The sequence below is a fragment of the Paenibacillus glycanilyticus genome (assembly GCF_030161375.1).
GTDB classification, from domain to species: domain Bacteria; phylum Bacillota; class Bacilli; order Paenibacillales; family Paenibacillaceae; genus Pristimantibacillus; species Pristimantibacillus glycanilyticus_B.
The window spans coordinates 345041-363734 of record NZ_BSSQ01000005.1 but is presented as its reverse complement, the minus strand read 5'-3'; the positions used below and the strand labels follow the sequence as shown (position 1 = coordinate 363734).

General features: G+C 52.3%; 15 protein-coding genes and 1 pseudogene. 10 read left to right on the top strand and 6 right to left on the bottom strand.

Going from position 1 to position 18694, the window contains the following annotated elements; translation table 11 throughout:
• From QQK89_RS07440 to QQK89_RS07420, 5 genes and pseudogenes are all read left to right on the top strand, one after another.
• Nucleotides 1-547: pseudogene (locus QQK89_RS07440) on the top strand (biotin-dependent carboxyltransferase family protein); the annotation flags it as partial.
• Nucleotides 548-561: 14 nt separating this feature from the next.
• A complete protein-coding gene (locus QQK89_RS07435) occupies nt 562-1356 on the top strand; it encodes a LamB/YcsF family protein (protein WP_284237882.1) in 795 nt (264 codons plus the stop codon).
• A gap of 2 nt (nt 1357-1358) precedes the next feature.
• On the top strand, nt 1359-1748 hold the full coding sequence (locus tag QQK89_RS07430; protein WP_284237881.1) for a gamma-glutamylcyclotransferase family protein: 390 nt from the start codon (nt 1359-1361) through the stop codon (nt 1746-1748).
• Nucleotides 1749-1877: 129 nt separating this feature from the next.
• Nucleotides 1878-2066: a hypothetical protein gene (locus QQK89_RS07425; RefSeq protein ID WP_284237880.1), complete on the top strand. Its 189-nt coding sequence runs from the start codon at nt 1878-1880 to the stop codon at nt 2064-2066.
• A gap of 206 nt (nt 2067-2272) precedes the next feature.
• Nucleotides 2273-3964, top strand: a complete 1692-nt coding sequence (locus tag QQK89_RS07420) for a methyl-accepting chemotaxis protein (RefSeq protein ID WP_284237878.1) — start codon at nt 2273-2275, stop codon at nt 3962-3964.
• Between the two features lie 63 nt (nt 3965-4027).
• On the opposite strand, the gene QQK89_RS07415 is transcribed toward QQK89_RS07420, so the two are convergent.
• The 3 genes from QQK89_RS07415 to QQK89_RS07405 all read right to left on the bottom strand — a co-directional run bounded on the left by QQK89_RS07415 (nt 4028) and on the right by QQK89_RS07405 (nt 6705).
• Nucleotides 4028-5299 carry an MFS transporter gene (locus QQK89_RS07415; RefSeq protein ID WP_284237877.1) on the bottom strand — a complete coding sequence of 424 codons (1272 nt, stop codon included), beginning with the start codon at nt 5297-5299 and terminating at the stop codon, nt 4028-4030.
• Nucleotides 5300-5975: 676 nt separating this feature from the next.
• Nucleotides 5976-6431, bottom strand: a complete 456-nt coding sequence (locus tag QQK89_RS07410) for a MarR family winged helix-turn-helix transcriptional regulator (RefSeq protein WP_284237876.1) — start codon at nt 6429-6431, stop codon at nt 5976-5978.
• 127 nt (nt 6432-6558) lie between these two features.
• Nucleotides 6559-6705: a hypothetical protein gene (locus QQK89_RS07405; protein ID WP_284237875.1), complete on the bottom strand. Its 147-nt coding sequence runs from the start codon at nt 6703-6705 to the stop codon at nt 6559-6561.
• 279 nt (nt 6706-6984) lie between these two features.
• Here QQK89_RS07405 and QQK89_RS07400 point away from each other — a divergent pair, with 279 nt between their 5' ends.
• The 5 genes from QQK89_RS07400 (at nt 6985) to QQK89_RS07380 (ending at nt 16673) form a co-directional block, all read left to right on the top strand.
• Nucleotides 6985-7827 carry a sensor histidine kinase gene (locus QQK89_RS07400; protein WP_284237874.1) on the top strand — a complete coding sequence of 281 codons (843 nt, stop codon included), beginning with the start codon at nt 6985-6987 and terminating at the stop codon, nt 7825-7827.
• Nucleotides 7824-8534: a response regulator gene (locus QQK89_RS07395; protein WP_284237873.1), complete on the top strand. Its 711-nt coding sequence runs from the start codon at nt 7824-7826 to the stop codon at nt 8532-8534. Before QQK89_RS07400 ends, QQK89_RS07395 begins: the two co-directional genes overlap by 4 nt.
• A gap of 429 nt (nt 8535-8963) precedes the next feature.
• The gene (pheS, locus tag QQK89_RS07390; protein ID WP_284237872.1) at nt 8964-9995 is read left to right on the top strand and encodes a phenylalanine--tRNA ligase subunit alpha; all 1032 of its coding nucleotides are present in this window, start codon (nt 8964-8966) and stop codon (nt 9993-9995) included.
• 16 nt (nt 9996-10011) lie between these two features.
• Nucleotides 10012-12459, top strand: coding sequence for a phenylalanine--tRNA ligase subunit beta (gene pheT, locus QQK89_RS07385; RefSeq protein ID WP_284237871.1), 2448 nt, complete (start codon nt 10012-10014; stop codon nt 12457-12459).
• Between the two features lie 191 nt (nt 12460-12650).
• Nucleotides 12651-16673 (top strand): hypothetical protein, encoded by a 4023-nt coding sequence (locus tag QQK89_RS07380; protein WP_284237870.1) that lies wholly within the window; start codon nt 12651-12653, stop codon nt 16671-16673.
• Between the two features lie 124 nt (nt 16674-16797).
• Here QQK89_RS07380 and QQK89_RS07375 read toward each other — a convergent pair whose 3' ends face one another.
• The 3 genes from QQK89_RS07375 to QQK89_RS07365 all read right to left on the bottom strand — a co-directional run bounded on the left by QQK89_RS07375 (nt 16798) and on the right by QQK89_RS07365 (nt 18680).
• Nucleotides 16798-17478 (bottom strand): SDR family NAD(P)-dependent oxidoreductase, encoded by a 681-nt coding sequence (locus tag QQK89_RS07375; RefSeq protein WP_284237869.1) that lies wholly within the window; start codon nt 17476-17478, stop codon nt 16798-16800.
• Between the two features lie 301 nt (nt 17479-17779).
• Nucleotides 17780-18151: a cytochrome C oxidase subunit II gene (locus tag QQK89_RS07370; RefSeq protein ID WP_284237868.1), complete on the bottom strand. Its 372-nt coding sequence runs from the start codon at nt 18149-18151 to the stop codon at nt 17780-17782.
• Between the two features lie 154 nt (nt 18152-18305).
• On the bottom strand, nt 18306-18680 hold the full coding sequence (locus tag QQK89_RS07365) for a phage holin family protein (RefSeq protein WP_284237867.1): 375 nt from the start codon (nt 18678-18680) through the stop codon (nt 18306-18308).
• Between the last annotated feature and the right edge of the window lie 14 nt (nt 18681-18694).

The following is an 18694-nucleotide window of genomic DNA, read 5'->3' as shown; positions in this document are numbered from 1 at the left end:
GGCGCGGCATAGCGATGCCGCCGCGCCAGCGCAGCAAACGGCCGGCCGCCGCCTGCCATGGGCGGCCGCGCCGTGGTTTGCGCCGCCGGGAGCCTATGGCGGCGGCGACGGCGAAGACGGCATCGTGCTTCGCGCGATGCCGGGGAGCGAACACGGGCAATTCAGCGTCGCTGCCCGTGAAGCCCTGTTCCGGGAGCGGTACACGGTTGCTCCCGCCTCAGACCGGATGGGCTGCCGCCTGAACGGCACCCCGCTTGAAAGACTGACCCGCGCGGAGTTGCTCTCGCACGGGGTAACGCCGGGCGCCGTGCAGGTTCCGCCCGGCGGCGGGCCAATCATTCTGGCCGCCGATTGCCAAACCACCGGCGGCTATCCCTTGATCGCGCATGTCGCAACCGTCGACATGCCGCTCCTCGCCCAGGCGAAACCGGGTGATCCGATCCGGTTTCAGCCTGTCACGCTGCCGGAAGCGCAGCGGCTTGATCGCCGGCGCGAGCAGGACATTTGTTATTTGGCCGCTGCTATACGCAGTCGTCTGCCTTACTAGAAAGGAGTCCCAATATGTCAACAAACAACAAACGCACGGATCGCAATCTTACCGTTGATCTCAATTGCGATTTCGGAGAAGGATATGGCATTTATTCCTTTGGTCAAGATGCGGAGCTCCTTCAATATGTCACAAGCGTAAATATTGCCTGCGGCTTTCATGCCGGAGATCCTCATACCATCCATTCGGCCGTGAAGCAATCTTTGGCGGCAGGCGTTGCCATCGGCGCTCATCCCGGTCTGCCGGACCGGCTTGGTTTTGGACGCAGGGAAATGGTCGTTTCGGCTTCGGAAGTGTATGATTTCGTCTTGTACCAGCTTGGCGCGCTCCGGGCTTTCGTTCAAGCGGCAGGCGGAGAGCTGAACCATCTGAAGCCGCATGGCGCCTTGTATCATATGGCTAACCGGGATAAGGCCGTGTCCGAAGCCATTGTCCAAGCAACGCTCGCGCTTGATGACCGCCTTATGATCTACGGTCAATCCGGCAGCCAGCTGCTCGATACGGCCCAAAGCGCTGGCCTTACCGCCGTCTCCGAAGTGTTCGCGGACCGTGCTTATGAATCGGATGGCAGCCTTGCTGCCCGCAGCAAACGCGGCGCTGTTCTGCATGATGCGCAGCAGGCGGCTAGGCAAGCGGTAGCGATGGTAGCGCAGGGAAGCGCTTATACGCCTGAAGGCGAAGCGGTAGAGGTATTGGCCAATACAATCTGTTTGCACGGAGATGGACCAAACGCTGCGTTATTTGCTTCCCGAATCCGGGAGGAGCTTATGCAGTCCGGCATCAAGTTGCAGGCACCGGAAAGGCCATAGCTATGACTACGCGCCAGACCGTTAACGTGTTTGTATACGGCTCCTTGCTTCCGGGACTTATCAACCACCATGTTGTGTCTCCCTTTCTGATTAGCAGCAGGAGCGGCGTTATCGCCGGGAGGCTGGTCGACGTTGGAGCTTATCCGGCAGCGGTAAGAGATAAGGGGGCAAAGGACAGCGGTTCGATTATTCAAGGATTATGGATGACGATTGACGCGGCAGGACTTGTTTCGCTTGATGAGCTGGAGGAATTTTACGGCATCGAGGAATTAAATGATTACGAACGAGTCTGGGTCCGGGATGCCGTAGATCCCACTCTCGCGGGATGGGTGTATATTTGGCCGGACGACCGCGGTTACCCTGCTGTTCCCAAATCCTATTGGCCAGAATAGGTTAGGGAAGTTGAGTGCTAAACCAAAGCTTTCATGATATGTTAATTTTCTGCTAGACTGGAATCCTATAATCTCCTAAAATGAGAGGTAATAGAGGTACGATCCGGAGATAGGGGAGAGAACGGGACTATGACTGAAGATGGCATGACGGGTGAAATTTTTGAAGGTTATAAAGTCACTTTCCCTATGGGAAGATTTGATGTATCGATCTATATGACGAAGATTTATTACGAAGATTGGAAGTACTCCCGGGATGCCGAGATTACAGATGTGTGGGTAGAAGAGGTTAAACTCGACTTAGTTAAGTTTTTGAAATAGGAATAAATGGGAACGGGAGAATGTGCCTACGGGTACATTCTTTTTTTTGGTCCAAAATACCATAATTTGTACTAGATTAATATAGGAATAACATCCTAAAATAGGGATTGTTAATGATGTTAATTTGTGGAAGGAGGGGGATGCTGGCATTATTCCCGCGGCAACAGGTCTCTAAGCTATGCAACCAAACGACAAGAGGTGTAGTAATGAAGTTGACCGTAAGCAGAAAGCTATTTTTGGGGTTTTTGGCAGTGCTGGTCATTTTGACGGCAATCGTAATGATCGGTTATTCAAAAATTACGGCAGTAAATCAGTCATACGGGAAGTTGATTGACGATAAAGCGAAGAAGCTTATCCTCATTCAGGAATTGAATGTCGCCATCAAGAAGGAACAGCTTAATGCCAGAGGGTATCTGATCCTTCAGGATGAGTCGTCCTCGCAAAATTTCAAGACTGCCCATGAGACCTTCTTAAAGTTAAGCGGGGACTTAAGCGTTATAATAAAACTGCCCAAAGCAAAGGAGCTTCTTCAGGAGCTCATTGACCTGGAGAATCAATTCCATGCTATTGCGACGGATGAGATGCAGTTGAAGGATCAGAATAAAACAGGCGATTACTTAAAGCTGGTTACGACTCAAGGACATGAAGTGGCCTCCGCTTTCGACAGCAAGATGGATGAGCTTACAGCCTATCAGCAGACCGTAATGGATGATGGCCATGCGGCAACTTCGGCACAAACCGAGAGCACCAAAACCTCCATGCTGATTCTTGGGATATTGGCTATTGTCATTGGCTTAGCGATTGCTTTATACATAGGAAGACTAGTCAGCAAGCCCGTTGTCTTGCTGTCTAAAGCTGCTGAGAAAATAGCTGCCGGCGATTTGACCAAAGCCGAGCTGAATGTGAAAAATAAAGATGAAATCGGACATTTGGCAGCTTCCTTTGCCACCATGCGAGGCAATCTGAGAGAACTGATTCAAACCGTCAGCGCAAACGCAAGCCAAGTTGCGGCTTCAGCCGAAGAACTTACGGCAAGTGCCGATCAAACCTCGAGAGCTACTGAGCAAATCACCGTTACGATGTTATCGGTTGCGACAGGCGTAGACACGCAATTCAATACGGTTGAAGAAGCGGCCAGAACCATCTCCGACATTGCCGTTGGTGCCCGGGAGATTGCGCGCAATACCCAAGTAGTGTCCGATACGACTACAGAAGCCTATTCCAATGCGTCGTTAGGCGCGTCTTCCGTTCAGACCGCAATCAAGCAGATGAAGGCTATCTCCCATACGGTTAATGAGTTGTCGACGGTTATTGGAGGATTAAGCGAACGTTCCCAGGAGATCGGGCAGATTAGCAGCGTAATTACGGGAATCGCGAATCAAACGAACCTGCTTGCGCTTAATGCTGCGATCGAAGCGGCGAAAGCAGGCGAACATGGCCGCGGATTTGCGGTTGTCGCATCGGAGGTGCGGAAGCTTGCCGGGCAGTCTAGCCAATCCGCGCAGCAAATCTCAGAATTAATTGAATCTATTCAAGCAGAGACGCATAGGGCAGTGCTTTCTATGGATACGGCGACAACGGAAGTGAGCGATGGACTGGAAATGGTGAATACGGCAGGGGAATCTTTCTCCGCTATCCAGCAGTCGGTTCATATAACGTCCTCTCAAATTCAGGAAGTATCCTCGTCGATTCAGCAAATGGCCGCAGGCGCGGAGCAGATGGTGCAAGCGATGAAAGCCATCACCGAGATATCGGAACATACGGCTTCCGGTGCCCAAGAAGTGTCCGCTTCGGCGGAGGAACAACTGGAATCGATGAAGCATATCTCAGGCGCCTCGTTATCGCTGTCCCAAATGGCGGAGCAATTGCAGATGCAGATCGAGAAGTTCAAGCTGTAGCAATTAAAAACCTCGAACAGGCCGTCTTATAAGCTGCTGTTCGAGGTTTTTCTGATGGATTTATTAGGCTTGTAGCGTCATATCTTTGCGCTCGGCGAGATGTTTTTTCACCCGAATCGCCATCAAGGAAGCGAAGAAGCAAGTGAATCCTGCAATGACAAAAGCCTGCGAATAGCTTCCTAGCCAATCTCGCATGACGCCTGCGCCGTAAGCGGCGGTTGAGGCGCCGATCTGATGGGCTACAACGATCCATCCGAAGATCATGCCGGACTTTTCTTTGCCGAACGTTTCGCCCGCGAGCTTGGCGGTTGGGGGAACGGTTGCGATCCAATCCAGCCCGTAAAATACCGAAAATACAACAAGCATGGCAGGAGTAGCGCTAAGCGCGTAAGGCAGGAACAGGAGCGATAATCCTCTAAGGCCGTAATACCAGAACAGGAGCCAGCGGCTGTCGAAGCGGTCGGATAACCAGCCGGAGATCGTAGTGCCAAACAGATCAAAGATCCCCATCATGGCGAGCAGGCCGGCGGCAGCTACTTCAACCATTCCGTGATCGCCGCAGGCGGCAATCAGGTGGGTGCCGATCAGGCCGTTCGTGGAAAAGCCGCAGAAGAAAAAGGTGCCGGCAAGCAGCCAGAACGTTTTGTTTTTCATGGCGTAGCCGAGGTTCTGAATGGGCGTCAGAAACAGATTGCCCCGAAATGGCGTTGGCTGAACGACTTCATCCGTTCCGTAAGGAGCGGCACCTATATCCGAAGGATGGTTTCTCATCCAGATCGCCACTAGTACAAAGACCGTTATGATACCGGCCACGGCCGTATACATCGCGTAACGCCAGCCATAATCAGAGGTCATCTTGGCGAGAAGCGGGAGGAACAGCAATTGTCCGGCCGCGGCGCTTGCCGTGAGCAAGCCAACAACAAGCCCTTTTCGCTTCACAAACCATAAGTTGCTGACGGTGACGCCAAGCACGTTGGCCATCATGCCGGTTGCAAGTCCGGAGACAAGTCCCCATAACAGATCGAACTGCCATAAGGAAGTGATAAAAGGCGTGAGAGCAAGGCTTATCGCGAGTACGGCGAGAGCCAGCAGTACAACTTTGCGGATGCCAAAGCGCAATAGCAAGGCAGCGGAGAACGGGCCAACCAAACCGTATAATAAAATGCCGATGGATGCGACGCTGGAAATCTCAGCGCGACTCCATCCAAACTCCTCTTGAAACGGAATCATGAGCACGCTTGGCATAGAACGGATGCCAGCCGATACGAGCAGCGTAACAAACGTAAGCAAAACGATAATCCAACCGTAATAAAACTTGCTTTTTACTTGATTCATGAAGCACACCTCATTATATTTTGTTTGTACATACAAACGTATAATTAAAAAAAGAAGTAATACAGAAACATACTTGCGGAAGACGAACCGTTTCCATTACATTGGATTTTTGCATTATGGCTATGTCAAACCTAAATGTTGATATTTGATGCTCACCAAAGTCCCGCCGCGCGCTTACGTTGCACGAAATGCAGCATATTTAGGCGTATGAGCCCACTAACTAGAGGTATCCTGCACAAAATGCAGGATATAAGTCAATAATTGCCCAAAAGGGTTCCAAACCAACTCATATCCTGCATTCCGTGCAGTATAATTTGCGCTTTGGCCAAATTAAGGGAAATATGCTGCAATTCGTGCAACATAGCCAAACTAACGTAAGTGGGAAGGTCGACCCGCACAACTATGTTCCACAAAAATACAGCATATTGGCGCGCCAGCATCTAACTACCTGGCTACTAAAAGTCCCGCCGGTGTGAACTATAAACCGTCCTCATACTTTCGCTACATTGGATTTAGTACAGCGTTAAGGGCTCTAATGACTTCATGCTATTAAAACTGGGTGATTATACTGCAGGAAATCCAATGTAGCCTAAGTTATCTAACGATAATCTGCATTTGTACTGCATAAATTCCAATGTAGCTAAGATTAGCCTGGCTTCTCTGCGATACGCTGTATTTATTTCTCCAGCTGCTCGCTTGTCGACTCAAGGGATTGCGTGAGTGTCGTTGCGGCTTCTATGCCAAGAATGGCTTGATACGATTCAAGCAGTTGTTTGGATGCGGCACGGATCGTTGGTTCTAATTCGCGGCCTTTATCCGTCGGGTAGACGAGTACGGTTTTCCCTTGTACTTTGCGCTCCACAAGACGTTTGGCTTCCAGCTTATCGATGAACCTCGTAAGGGTGGAAGGGGTGATGTACAGCTTCTCGGATAATTCCTTCTGCGTAATGCCTGGTTTGGCGACGCACAGGCGAATGACGTAACCGTAACCGGGAGCAAGCCCAGTGGTTGCAAAAGCTTCGTCAGCCATGCGGGTAACTGCTCTGCTCAGGCGATTGGCCGTGAAATACAAGCAGTTGTGCAAGAACGATTCATCCGCATCTCCTGCCGCCGGTTGAAAGTCGTTTGACATATCCTATGCCCTCCTTACGGGTTGATGACTCTTATTTTGTATGTACAACAAAAATAAATGAAAAACATTGCTCTGTCAATAGAAAAAACGCCCCTGGCTTATTAGCAGAGGCGCCTGATTTACGAACCTAATTATTATCATCCTCAGATTCATAAGCAATTAAACTGATCGTTGAGCCCATCTGGTCGGTCAGCTTTTGCTCCAATTGACGAATTTCTTCTAAAGCTTCGTTATTCTCTCCAAGTTCTGCAAGCTTGAAAAGGCCGTTTGTCACCGGTATTCCTCCCCTCTGTCCCTTTTTTCTCATTGTGCTCGCGTCAGAACATTCTTATACGAATTGTCCTTTAGGAGGGTGTCTAGTACACTTGAGAGGAAGCCCTTTCCCATTACCCGGGAAATGTTATCGGCATTAATTATTTTAGGTTCATGCTTACGAAGTATGAATCACCACAAACGGTTGATATTCAACCTTGTATAGTAATTCATTTGGTTCATGCTTACGAAGTATGAATCGCCACAAAAATCGCGTGTCAATTCTTTTTAGGAGGGCAAAATGTCCTATCGAACGCTGAAATTTTTAATCTTATGGATACCTACCATTGTGGTTGGCTTGTGGGAGTATGTCCGGCACGTATTTTTGCTGCCGTATATTTCAATGGATCTGGGCAATTTTCTTGCGCCTGCTCTTGTTTTTCTGTTTACATTAACCTTATTGCGCGGATTGTTTGGAAAGCTTGAGCAGATGCAGGAGGCGCTTCAGCGGGAACAGGTGTCCAAAGCGGCCTTTCATCAAAGGGAACAGCTGGCCCGAGAGCTCCATGACGGCATCTCCCAATCGTTGTTTCTTGTATCCGTTAAGCTGGATAAGCTGGAGCATTCGGAACTGAATGAGGAGGCTAAGGAAACTACCGTCCAAATCCGCCAAACGGTTAAGCACATTTACGAAGACGTCCGGCAGTCGATCGCGAATTTGCAGTCCCCGGCCGTTGTTGTGAACGATTCCTGGTTGAATGCCATTCATAGCGCAGCCCATGATTTATTGATAAACAGCGGGGTTCGCGTACAACTGGATTGGCAATTGCCGGAAGGCGTGTTATCCAATAAACAGCTGGTTGAGCTGCAGGCGATTATTCGGGAAGCGCTGATGAACATCCGGAAATACGCGCAGGCAACCGAGGTTCAAGTTATTAGTCGTCACGTGGGTAAGGAAGATTTTATGTGCGAGATAAAAGATAACGGAATCGGAGCTTCCCTAAGCCAGATTGATGCAAAGGACCGTTACGGCGTTCGGATGATGCGAGACCGTGCGGAGCAGATGGGCTGGACATTTGAAATCAACAGTGCGGAAAAAATAGGGACTACCGTACGAATCCGGTCGGGAGGTGGCAGCAAATGAGTGAAGCAAACGCACAGGTTCGCGTTTTTCTGGTGGATGATCATCCCCATGGCAGGGAAGGCATGCGGGAAATTATCGGCGCCGATTCCGACTTTACCGTAGTGGGGGAAGCGGCGAGCGGCGAAGAAGCCATTGCCCGCATCGATGACGTGTTGCCGGACCTGGTCTTGATGGACATCAATATGCCGGGTATTGGGGGTCTGGAAGCGACGCAGCAGCTGAAGTATTTGTATCCGTCCCTGAAGATTGTAATGGTAACGGTATCCGACGATATTACCCATCTGTTCGAAGCGATCAAACGGGGGGCGCAAGGTTATTTGTTCAAAAATCTTTCGCCCTCCGCCTGGAGAGAATATCTTCGGGCCGTCGTGGACGATGAAGCGCCGATGTCGAAGGAGATTGCTTTCAAGCTGCTGCAGGAGTTTACTTCAGCCGCATCGTTAAGTAAGGTCAACGCGCCACAAGCCGGCGTGCAGCCTGGCCTTGTTTCCGATTCTACGGCCATGACAACACCGCTTACTTCGCGCGAGAAAGATATTTTGGAGAGGGTCGTGACGGGGGAGTCGAATAAAGAGATTGCCGTAACGTTTGGTTTATCCGAACACACGGTCAAGAATCATCTGAAAAACATTTTACAGAAGCTGCATCTCGATAACCGCGTCCAGCTTACCCGTTATGCGTATGAGCAGGGGTTGTTCAAAAAATAAAGCATCCTTAAGCAGGCGTGAGTCAAATTCATAATATTTATTATTTATGAATTTGACTCAAGGTTGCAAGGCAATAAGGAAATGCATATAATATAGATTATTGTGTCTAAATAGGATCCATACAAAAAGCTTTGATGGAGATAAGTAAGCAGAGCTTCCGTACAGGGAGAAGACGCCATGGATTGCGAGCGTCTTTACGGGATTAGGCTGCCGAAGTTCACTCCGGAGCAGACGCCTGAACCGCTTTCGCAGAAAGCCAATTAGGGAAGGTCCGGTCCCCGCCGTTAACGGGGTTTGAGGGGTTGCCGAATCATGCTTATGGCATGGCGCGGTTAATCCGAATTAGGGTGGTACCACGGTCTTTCGTCCCTTGCGGGGAGGAAGGCCTTTTTTTGTTTGTAAATTCCATAATGGAGGCGAGATTTGACAATGAAAGAACGTTTGGAAGCATTGCGCGTAGAAGCGCTGCAAGAGCTGCAGCAGGTCGATAATCCGCAGCAGTTGAATGATTTGCGCGTGAAATACTTAGGTAAAAAAGGAGCTTTGACCGAGATTTTGCGCGGTATGGGCGGTCTGAGCGCGGAAGAGCGTCCGGTTATCGGGCAAGTGGGCAATGAGGTTCGCGCCGCAATCGAAGGCGTCATTGACGAGAAGCAAAACGCGTTCCTCGCGGCCGAGACGGAAAACCGCCTTCGCGCGGAAACGATTGACGTTACGCTGCCGGGCAAAGCATTGCCGACAGGCGCCGTTCATCCGCTGAACAAAGTCGCGCAGGAAATCGAAGACGTATTCGTAGGTTTGGGTTACTCGATCGCCGAAGGTCCGGAAGTCGAAACGGATTATTTCAACTTCGAAGCTCTGAACCTGCCGAAGAACCACCCAGCCCGCGATATGCAGGATTCGTTCTACATTACCGAAGATATTCTGATGCGCACGCATACGTCGCCGGTTCAAGTTCGCACGATGCAGCAAATGAACGGCAAGCCGATCAAAGTCATTTGCCCGGGCAAAGTATACCGCCGCGACGATGACGATGCGACGCATTCGTTCATGTTCAATCAGATTGAAGGTCTTGTGGTTGGTCCTAACATCCGCATGAGCGACTTGAAGGGCACGCTACTCCAATTCGTACAACAAATGTACGGAGAACAAGCGCAAATCCGTCTTCGCCCAAGCTTCTTCCCGTTCACGGAGCCAAGCGCGGAGGTTGACGTAACTTGCGTGCAATGCGGCGGCCACGGCTGCCGGATGTGCAAGCAAACAGGCTGGCTTGAAATTCTCGGCTGCGGCATGGTGCATCCGCGCGTTCTCGAGATGGGCGGTTACGATCCGAAGGAAGTGAGCGGTTTTGCGTTCGGCATGGGCGTAGAACGTATCGCGCTTCTGAAATACGGCATCGACGATATCCGTCATTTCTATACGAACGATCAGCGGTTCTTAAGCCAATTCGCGAGAATGTAGGGAGGGGAAACTTAGCATGAAAGTATCATACCAATGGTTGAATGAATATATCGATTTGACAGGTTACACAGGCGAAGAATTAGCGGAAAAAATGACGCGCGGCGGCATTGAGATCGACGGCGTGGAATCCTTGAACAAAGGCGTATCCGGCGTAGTTGTCGGTTATGTGAAATCCCGCGAGAAACATCCCGATGCGGATAAGCTCAGCGTATGCAAAATTGACGTCGGCACGGGCGAAGAGCTTCAAATCGTCTGCGGCGCCAAAAACGTGGATGCCGGCCAAAAAGTACCGGTTGCCATGATCGGCGCGAAGCTGCCGGGCGACTTCGCGATCAAACGCGCCAAGCTGCGCGGCGTGGAATCGCAAGGCATGATCTGCTCGGCGAAGGAGCTTGGCATCAATGACAAGCTGCTGCCGAAGGAACAGCAAGAAGGCATTCTCGTGCTGCCGGAATCAACTCCGGTCGGAACGCCAATCGGCGAAGTACTTGGGATTAACGACGAAGTGCTTGAACTGGATCTGACGCCTAACCGTTCGGACTGCCTTAGCATGCTGGGCGTTGCTTATGAGATTGGCGCTTTGACCGGCCGCGAAGTGCGCGTTCCGGAACCTGCCGTTAATCATGCCGCCGATCGCGCGGACAGCCACATCGCGGTGTCGATCAGCGCCAAAGAGCAATGCTCGCATTACAGCGCGCGTTACATTAAAGGCGTGAAGATCGGTACGTCTCCCCAATGGCTGCAAAACCGTCTGATCGCAGCGGGCATCCGCCCGATCAGCAACGTGGTGGACGTTACGAATTTTGTGATGCTCGAGTACGGCCAACCGCTGCACGCTTTTGACGCGGATGCTCTTGCAACGGGCCGTATCGATGTCCGTCTTGCTAGTCAAGGCGAGACAATCGTTACGCTGGACGGTCAAGAGCGCACGCTGGAACCGCATATGCTCGTTATTACGGACGGCGAGAAACCTGTCGCCTTGGCTGGCGTAATGGGCGGAGCGAACTCCGAAGTTAACGATAATACGGTTAACATCTTGTTGGAATCGGCGAAGTTTGACGGCGGTACCGTTCGCAAAACGTCCCGTCAGCTTGGTCTCCGTTCCGAATCAAGCGTACGCTTCGAGAAGGAAGTGGATCCGGCCCGCGTTATTCCTGCGCTGAACCGCGCGGCTGCTCTTATTGCGGAGCTTGCTGACGGACTGGTAACGGAAGGAATCGTCGAGGTTGTTGCCGCAGAAGCGAAGCCTGCTGTTGTAGAGGTAACGCTGGACAAAATCAACGGCTACCTTGGTACTGAACTGTCGCGTCTTGAAGTTCAAACGATTTTTGACCGTCTGCACTTTGGCTACCGCCTGTCGGAGGAGAATAATCTTTTCTCCGTAACGGTGCCAACGCGCCGCGGCGATATTACGCGCGATGTTGACTTAATTGAAGAAGTAGCCCGCTTGTTCGGCTATGATAATATTCCTACTACGCCAATTCACGGCGACGTAACGCCTGGCGCGTTGACCAAACCGCAGGCGATCCGCCGCGAGTTGCGTAGAAGATTGACCGATTCCGGCCTGCATGAAGTGATTACTTATTCGTTCACGGGACCTGCCCGCACGAATCTGTTCCCCGACTTGACGGGTAAAGATCTGAAGCCGGTGAAGCTGGCCATGCCGATGAGCGAAGAGCGCAGCGTTCTGCGTACTACGCTGATCGCGCAATTGATCGAAACAGCGACGTATAACCGCAACCGCAAAAACGAATCGTCCGCGATTTTTGAAATCGGCAGCGTATTCCATACGGAAGAAGAGCAGCTTACCCGCCTTCCGCAAGAGAAGCAACGTCTTGCCGTATTGCTTACAGGCAACCGCGTAGACGCGCAATGGAACCGCAAAGCGGTAGCGGTTGATTTTTACGACGCAAAAGGCGTTCTGGAGACGGTTGTTGACGTTCTTGGTTTGTCGGCGAAGGTTCGTTTTGAATCGGCTCAGCCTGCAAACTTCCATCCGGGCAGAACGGCAGCGGTAATTGTCGACACGGCGCATGGCCCGCAGACGATTGGTTTTGTTGGTCAATTGCATCCAACGCTTCAGCATGAAAGCGACCTTGCCGATACGTATGTCGTTGAAATCGAGCTTGGCGTGCTGTATGATCTGGCGAATTCCGACATCGAATACAAGGCGCTTCCGCGTTACCCGGCTATGCAGCGCGATATTGCCGTTGTGCTTGATCAAGCTGTTCCGGCAGCGAGGCTGACTGACGTTGCTTGGGCTATTGCGGGCGAGCTGCTCGAGTCCGTTCGAGTGTTCGACGTGTTCACCGGAGAAAAGCTTGGCGCTGGCAAGAAAAGCGTTGCGGTATCGCTTGTATACCGTCATGCCGACCGCACGTTGACGGATGAAGAAGTGACGGAACTGCACGGCAAAGTCGTTGCGGAACTTGAACAATCTTTTGAGGCAGAATTGAGAAAATAGGCAGGAAACTTTTTACGCCGCATCGAAATAGTTCCTAGTGGACTTTCGATGCGGCGTTTTTTATGTTTTTGGCCCTCGAAATGGCTCTAAATATGAGTTTTTTCACAGATTTGCAACTTTCATTAGTGTTTTTTGTTACATAGATGAAGGACTAAATATTTGCGAGACGTTGAATAGGAGGATTACCCAGTATGGATGCTGACCAAACCATTGTTACAGTTGATATATACGGACATCAATATAAGCTCAAAGGTCATAACAATGTTGATTATATAAAACGGGTAGCCGGCTCGATCGATGATGCGATGAAAAAGCTGGCGATTGGCAATCCTCGTCTCGATATGCCTAAATTGGCCGTTCTTGCCGCGGTTCAGATGACCGAGGAAGTATTCAGGCTCCGCCGCGAAAATGATACTTTGCATGATGCGGAAGCGAAACGTCTCGTGCTGGTTGATTTGCTGGAGCAGGCTAGCCGGCTCGAAGTCTCGCTCCGCGAGGAGCTTGCGGCCGTTCAGCAACGGGCGAGAGTAGATCTCGAGGAACTTCGAAGCGAATACGAAACCGAGCTGGCCGCAGCCAAAGCGGCAGCGGCGGAAGATCTTGCGACAAAGCTGGAGGAAGCGGCCGAGCTTCTAGCGCTCGCGCAAGCGGAAGCGACGGAAGAGATCGAACGCGTGCAGGCGTTTGCTGCGGAGCAGCTTGAGCAGGAGCTTGAGCAGGCCAATGCGAGAGCGGAAGCTGAACTGGAGCGCGAGCGTGCGCGGTCATCGGAGACGCTAGCGGCGCAGCAAGCTGCAGCAGCGCAAGAGCTGGAGCAGGAGCGTGCGAAAGCGGCGGAAGCAGCGGATGAGCTGGCGCTGGCGCAAGCGCTGGCAGCGGAGGAGTTGGAGCGCGAGCAAGCGCGGGCGGCGGAAGCATTGGCGGAGCAGCGAGCGACAGCGGCGCAGGAGCTGGAGCGCGAGCAAGCGCGGGCGGCCGAAGCGTTAGCGGAGCAGCGAGCAACAGCGGCGCAAGAGCTGGAGCGCGAGCGTGCGCGGGCGGCGGAAGCGTTGGCGGAGCAACAAGCGACAGCGGCGCAGGAGCTGGAGCGCGAGCGTACGCGGGCGGCGGAAGCAGCGGACGAGCTGGCGCTGGGGCAAGCGCTGGCAGCGGAGGAGCTGGAGCGCGAGCAAGCGCGGGCGGCGGAAGCGCTGGCGGAGCAGCGGGCGACAGCGGCGCAGGAGCTTGAGCGCGAGCGTGCGAGAGCGGCGGAAGCGCTGGCGGAGCAGCAAGCGACAGCGGCGCAGGAGCTTGAGCGCGAGCGTGCGAGGGCGGCGGAAGCGCTGGCGGAGCAGCAAGCGACAGCGGCGCAGGAGCTTGAGCGCGAGCGTGCGAGGGCGGCGGAAGCAGCGGACGAGCTGGCGCTGGGGCAAGCGCTGGCAGCCGAGGAACTGGAGCGCGAGCAAGCCCGAGCGGCGGAAGCGCTGGCGGAGCAGCGAGCTGCAGCGGCGCAGGAGCTGGAGCGTGAGCGTGCGAAGGCGACGCAAGAGCTGGAGCGCGAGCGCGCGAAGGCGGCAGAAGCAGCGGACGAGCTGGCGCTGGGGCAAGCGCTGGCAGCGGAAGAACTGGAGCGCGAGCGTGCGAGGGCGGCTGAAGCGTTAGCGGAGCAGCAATCGACAGCGGCGCAAGAGCTGGAGCGTGAGCGTATTAGAGCCGTTGAAGCGGCGGAAGAAACGGCGCTCGCGCAGGCGTTGGCTGCGGAAGAGTTGGAACAAGAGCGTACGAGAGCAGCGGGACACTTGGCGGAACTGCAAACGGCAGCGGCACAGGAACTTGAGCTTGAGCGCGCAAAAACGGCGGAAGCCGTGAATGAATTGGCGTTTGTTCAAGCTCTGGCTGCGGAAGAGCTGGAACGCGAGCGGGAGAAAGCAGCACAAGTGCTGGCGGAGCAGATTGAACGCGAGCGTGCAAGAGCAGCGGCAGCGCTCTCTGAACAACAAGCCGAGGCGGCCGATGAGCTAGAGCTTGAACGCAAGAGAGTGGCGGAAGCAAAGGATGAACTGACGTTGGCGCAGGCGTTGGCTGCGGAAGAGCTTGAGCGTGAACGAGAGAAAGCAGCGGAAGAGCTGGTAGAGCAAATGAAGCTCGTTCGTGCAAGATCCGAACAATCTCTGGCTGAGCTGAAAGTAGCTTCAGTGCAGCAATTGGAACTCGTGCAAGCACTCGCCGCAGAAGAACTCGAACTTGAGCGCGCGAAAGCCGCTGAACTGGTCGAACAGCTCGAACGGGAACGCGCGAATGCAACGTCAGTGGCGGAAGAACTTGAGCTTACGAAAGTATTGGCCGCAGAAGAGCTAGAAGCAGAACGTGCAAAAGCTGCGGAAGCGTTGGGCGAACAGTTACAACTAGAGCGCGACAAAGCGGCTAAAATGCTTATTGAGCAGCAAGCGCAGGCGGCACAAGAGCTCGAACGCGAGCGGACAAAAGTTGAGGAAGCAACCGATGAATTTACGCTTGCTCAAGTGATTGCCGCGGAAGAGCGTGAGCAGGAACGTGCTCAAACGCTTGAATTGATGCAATCGAAGGAAGTGGAATGGCAGGACAAGCTGGCGCAGCTTGAACAATCGCTGAAGTCGGACTTTGAACGCCGCCGCAACGGCTGGATCGAAGAACGTACCAAACTGCTCACGAAATTGTCCGAACTCGAGCAAGCATGGAATCAGGATAAAGAGTCGCATGAACTCCGCCTTCAAGCAGCCGATGAGCATCTCATCCAGGCCATGGAACAGGAAGAGGCACTACGTTCATCGATTCGCTATATGGAGCAGCAAGCTCAGGAACTTGAACAGCAGTATGCCGATGCCAAGGAACAACTGGAGGAAGTATCCGGACATTTCGCCGCATCGCTTGAAACGATTGGCCAATTGGAAGTGCAGGCCGTTAAGCAGCAAGACTTGCAGACGGCTGTGGAGGTACTTGCGGCAGAGCAAACGGAGAAGCTGCAGCAATTGCAGGAACAGTTCGAGCTTCTGCAGGATGATAAGGACAAGCAGAAGCGGCAGTTCGAAGCGGAACGTTCGGCGATCGAACAGCTGCATGCGGACCGTTATAGCGAAGCAGAGCGCCGCTTGGAAGAGCAGGCTCGCCAGCTGACGGAAGCAACGGCTATTTTTGAAGAAAAAGAGCTGGAGCTGGAGCTTCAATACGAAGAATACAAACATAAGCTGGAACGTAAATATCAAGAGCAGCTGGAACAGACAGAGCTCCGCCATGCGGAACAACAGTTTGAGCTGAAGGAACGTTACGAGAAGCAGTTTGTCCTATTCCAAGAAAAGCTTGATGTTTATAAGCTGATGAATCAGGAATTGGAGAGCCGTCTTCATGAACAATCGGCTTCCATGGCTGAGAAGCATGATCGGGACGTTGCCGAACTGGAACAACGCCAGCAAGAGCAGCTTCGTTCGCTCGAGAAGAAGCTTGCTGAGGACAATGAATTGCTGGAGCTTCAATACATGGAGCAAATCGAGCTTTTGGAACGCCAGCAACAAGAACTCAAAGAAGCGCTTGATGAACGGGAGCAGGTTGCTAACCGCAAATTCGAACAGCAGAAGCAGCAATTTGAAATGCGCTTGGAAGAACGTTTAACGGAGGCGGACGAGCGTTATTCCGAGCTTCTAGCCAAGCAGGAAGAGCAGCAGCAGCATTTGCGCGCGCAAATTGAAGAGCTGGAAGCCAATTTGAAAGAGACAGAGCTCCGCAGTCTAGGGACAGAAGAGCAGCTCTCCGTTTCAGCCAAACGCGAAAGCGAGCTCTTGGAGCAGCTTGAATATACAGCTGCGCGTGAACGAATTACGGTTCAGCAGATTGAAGCGGCTTCCCTGCAAATTCAGAAATTAACGGAGCAGGTTGAAGCCGAGCAAATACTGGTCAAACAAACAAGGCAAGAGGTTGACCAGCTATCCGCATCGGAACGTTCCCGCGAAGCGGCGGAGAAATCACTTCTCGAACAACTGGAAGCGGCTCGTAAAGAAGCAGCTGCGGCAGTTGAGCTGCGAATGATGCTGGACGAGCGCACGCAGTCCTTGTCTGTAGAACACGAGGTTGCTTCAGAAGAAACGGAAGCGCTCCGCGAGGAACTTAGTACGCTTGCCGTAAAACATGAGAAGCTGGAAATTGAGTACCGCAAGCTTCAAACGGAATACAACGAATGGATTGAACTGATCGAACATAGCTAATAGATAGGGCAACAGCCATCTGCTTAATAGCAGATGGCTGTTTTATTACGGCCAACTTGTTTCATTCACAAGCACATCAAAAAAGCCGCTCCCAAGCAGATGCCCGGGAACGGCTTATATGAAGTTAGCCATAACTGACAATGGTTCCTGTTGGACCGCCTACCGGCAAGCTTGCCAGGCGGATGAGGTCCGGGGTGACGACGGCAGGATCTTTGCCGGTTGCATGCATTTCGGTGCGCAAGGTACCGGGGTTATAAAGGTTAACGAGAATGCCATGTTCATGTTCTTCGTCGGCCAGCGTGCGGGTCAACGATTCCAATCCTGCTTTGGCGGCGCTGTATGCGGCATATCCGCCTGCTCCGTTCCAGGATAAGCCGGACGTAATATTGATAATGCGGCCGTATTTGCTCTGGCGCATGGAAGGAAGGACGGCACGTGTCAGAAGAAAAGGACCTGTTAAATTTGTAGCCACTTGGACATGCCAGTCTTCGGCGGTTAATTCCAGCACAGAGCCAGGCTCAAGTACCGCAGCGTTATTAAGCAACACATGTATGGAGCCCCACTGGTCTAGGACCTGCCGGACAGCGATTTGAATTTGATCTTCTTGCGTAATATCGGTAGGGATGATTAGGGAATCTCGGCCTGTTGTTTGTTTGATTAGCGCTGCCGTTTCCTGCAGCTTGCTTTCGCGGCGGCCTAATAAAGCAACTTCGGCCCCTTCCTTAGCGAAAGACAGGGAAGCAGCTCTGCCCAAACCGGATCCTGCACCGCTTACAATAGCTATCCGTCCTTTTAATAAGCTCATAGGATCATACCCTCCTCAAATAATAGCCGCAGTTGAGATCTAGGTGATTATTGATACTTAAACCATTGGCTAAGATAGATTTATGAATCATCTTATCAGACGGGAAGGCGAAAGGGGAAGAGCTTAGACCATCAGTCTTTCTTACCCTTTTGTAAAGGAATCATTATAATTCATATGTAAGCGGACAGCCTGCCATGACGGGTTCCCTTACTTTCGAGGAACTTAACGGCGCGGCGCATCGCCAAGACAACCAAATAAGGGCCGTCCTAATTAGGACGACCCCTACCATACCGTTCGATTATTACGCTTCGTCAACAATAAGCTTCGCCGTCATTTTCGAATGACCGCCGCCGCAAGGGATATTGCACTTTATTTCGTATTCCCCCGCATCCAGATTAACCGTTTTGATCTTATTTTGAGTCAGCTTAAGATTGGTCTTCTCAATCTCGACGCCATGAACGCCATCAATGAGTTCGAGCTTAATCGATTGGCCTTTTTTGATATGGTATTCCGGCTGATCGAATTCCCAGCTGCTTGCTTTGATAACAACGTCCGCAACAGCGGAGCTTGCTGCGTTCGAATCCGCATTATTGCCTTTATTGCCCGATCCGCAAGCTGCGACAACCACGCAAAGGCAGCAGACAGCCGCGAAAATAATCCATTTCTTCATCATTAATACTCCCTTCCATAGCTAACCTGAAAAATTGCATTCTTTTCCTATTGTAGCTTATCCCAAATGGATTTGCAGTGACAGTCAAGTGACAAATGAAAAAGCCCTCGCCCATCGTTTCCGAATGGACAAGGGCATGAACTGGCTTGTGCCTCCGCTAATCGCGGTCGCGATCGCGGTAATCGCTTCGGCCTGCTTCATAAGGGGTGCTGACCGGTATAAACAAGTCGATGATCCCGATCACAAGCGCGGCCAGAATCGCGCCGAGCCAAGTTACCGATACGCCGCCAACAATAAACTGCGCAACCCAGATGACCGCCGCACTCGCGATAAAACCAACAATGCCGCGTCCAAACGGGGTGACTCTTTTGCCGAAAATGCCTTCAACGATCCAACCAAGCGCCGCAATAACAAGAGCCAGCAGCAACGCGCTCCAGAATCCGCCGACGCTAAACTGCGGTACGATCCAGCCCACAACCATCAATACAATGGCTGAAACGATAAAACGGACTACATGGCCAAGAAAACTCATATCGTTAGCCTCCT

What these genes read in the sequence shown, in the direction of transcription:
- QQK89_RS07435 (WP_284237882.1), top strand. Translation starts at nt 562, where the DNA reads ATGTCAACAAACAACAAACGCACGGATCGCAATCTTACCGTTGATCTC.
- QQK89_RS07430 (WP_284237881.1), top strand. Translation starts at nt 1,359, where the DNA reads ATGACTACGCGCCAGACCGTTAACGTGTTTGTATACGGCTCCTTGCTT.
- QQK89_RS07425 (WP_284237880.1), top strand. Translation starts at nt 1,878, where the DNA reads ATGACTGAAGATGGCATGACGGGTGAAATTTTTGAAGGTTATAAAGTC.
- QQK89_RS07420 (WP_284237878.1), top strand. Translation starts at nt 2,273, where the DNA reads ATGAAGTTGACCGTAAGCAGAAAGCTATTTTTGGGGTTTTTGGCAGTG.
- QQK89_RS07415 (WP_284237877.1), bottom strand. Translation starts at nt 5,299, where the DNA reads ATGAATCAAGTAAAAAGCAAGTTTTATTACGGTTGGATTATCGTTTTG.
- QQK89_RS07410 (WP_284237876.1), bottom strand. Translation starts at nt 6,431, where the DNA reads ATGTCAAACGACTTTCAACCGGCGGCAGGAGATGCGGATGAATCGTTC.
- QQK89_RS07400 (WP_284237874.1), top strand. Translation starts at nt 6,985, where the DNA reads ATGTCCTATCGAACGCTGAAATTTTTAATCTTATGGATACCTACCATT.
- QQK89_RS07395 (WP_284237873.1), top strand. Translation starts at nt 7,824, where the DNA reads ATGAGTGAAGCAAACGCACAGGTTCGCGTTTTTCTGGTGGATGATCAT.
- pheS (WP_284237872.1), top strand. Translation starts at nt 8,964, where the DNA reads ATGAAAGAACGTTTGGAAGCATTGCGCGTAGAAGCGCTGCAAGAGCTG.
- pheT (WP_284237871.1), top strand. Translation starts at nt 10,012, where the DNA reads ATGAAAGTATCATACCAATGGTTGAATGAATATATCGATTTGACAGGT.
- QQK89_RS07380 (WP_284237870.1), top strand. Translation starts at nt 12,651, where the DNA reads ATGGATGCTGACCAAACCATTGTTACAGTTGATATATACGGACATCAA.
- QQK89_RS07375 (WP_284237869.1), bottom strand. Translation starts at nt 17,478, where the DNA reads ATGAGCTTATTAAAAGGACGGATAGCTATTGTAAGCGGTGCAGGATCC.
- QQK89_RS07370 (WP_284237868.1), bottom strand. Translation starts at nt 18,151, where the DNA reads ATGATGAAGAAATGGATTATTTTCGCGGCTGTCTGCTGCCTTTGCGTG.
- QQK89_RS07365 (WP_284237867.1), bottom strand. Translation starts at nt 18,680, where the DNA reads ATGAGTTTTCTTGGCCATGTAGTCCGTTTTATCGTTTCAGCCATTGTA.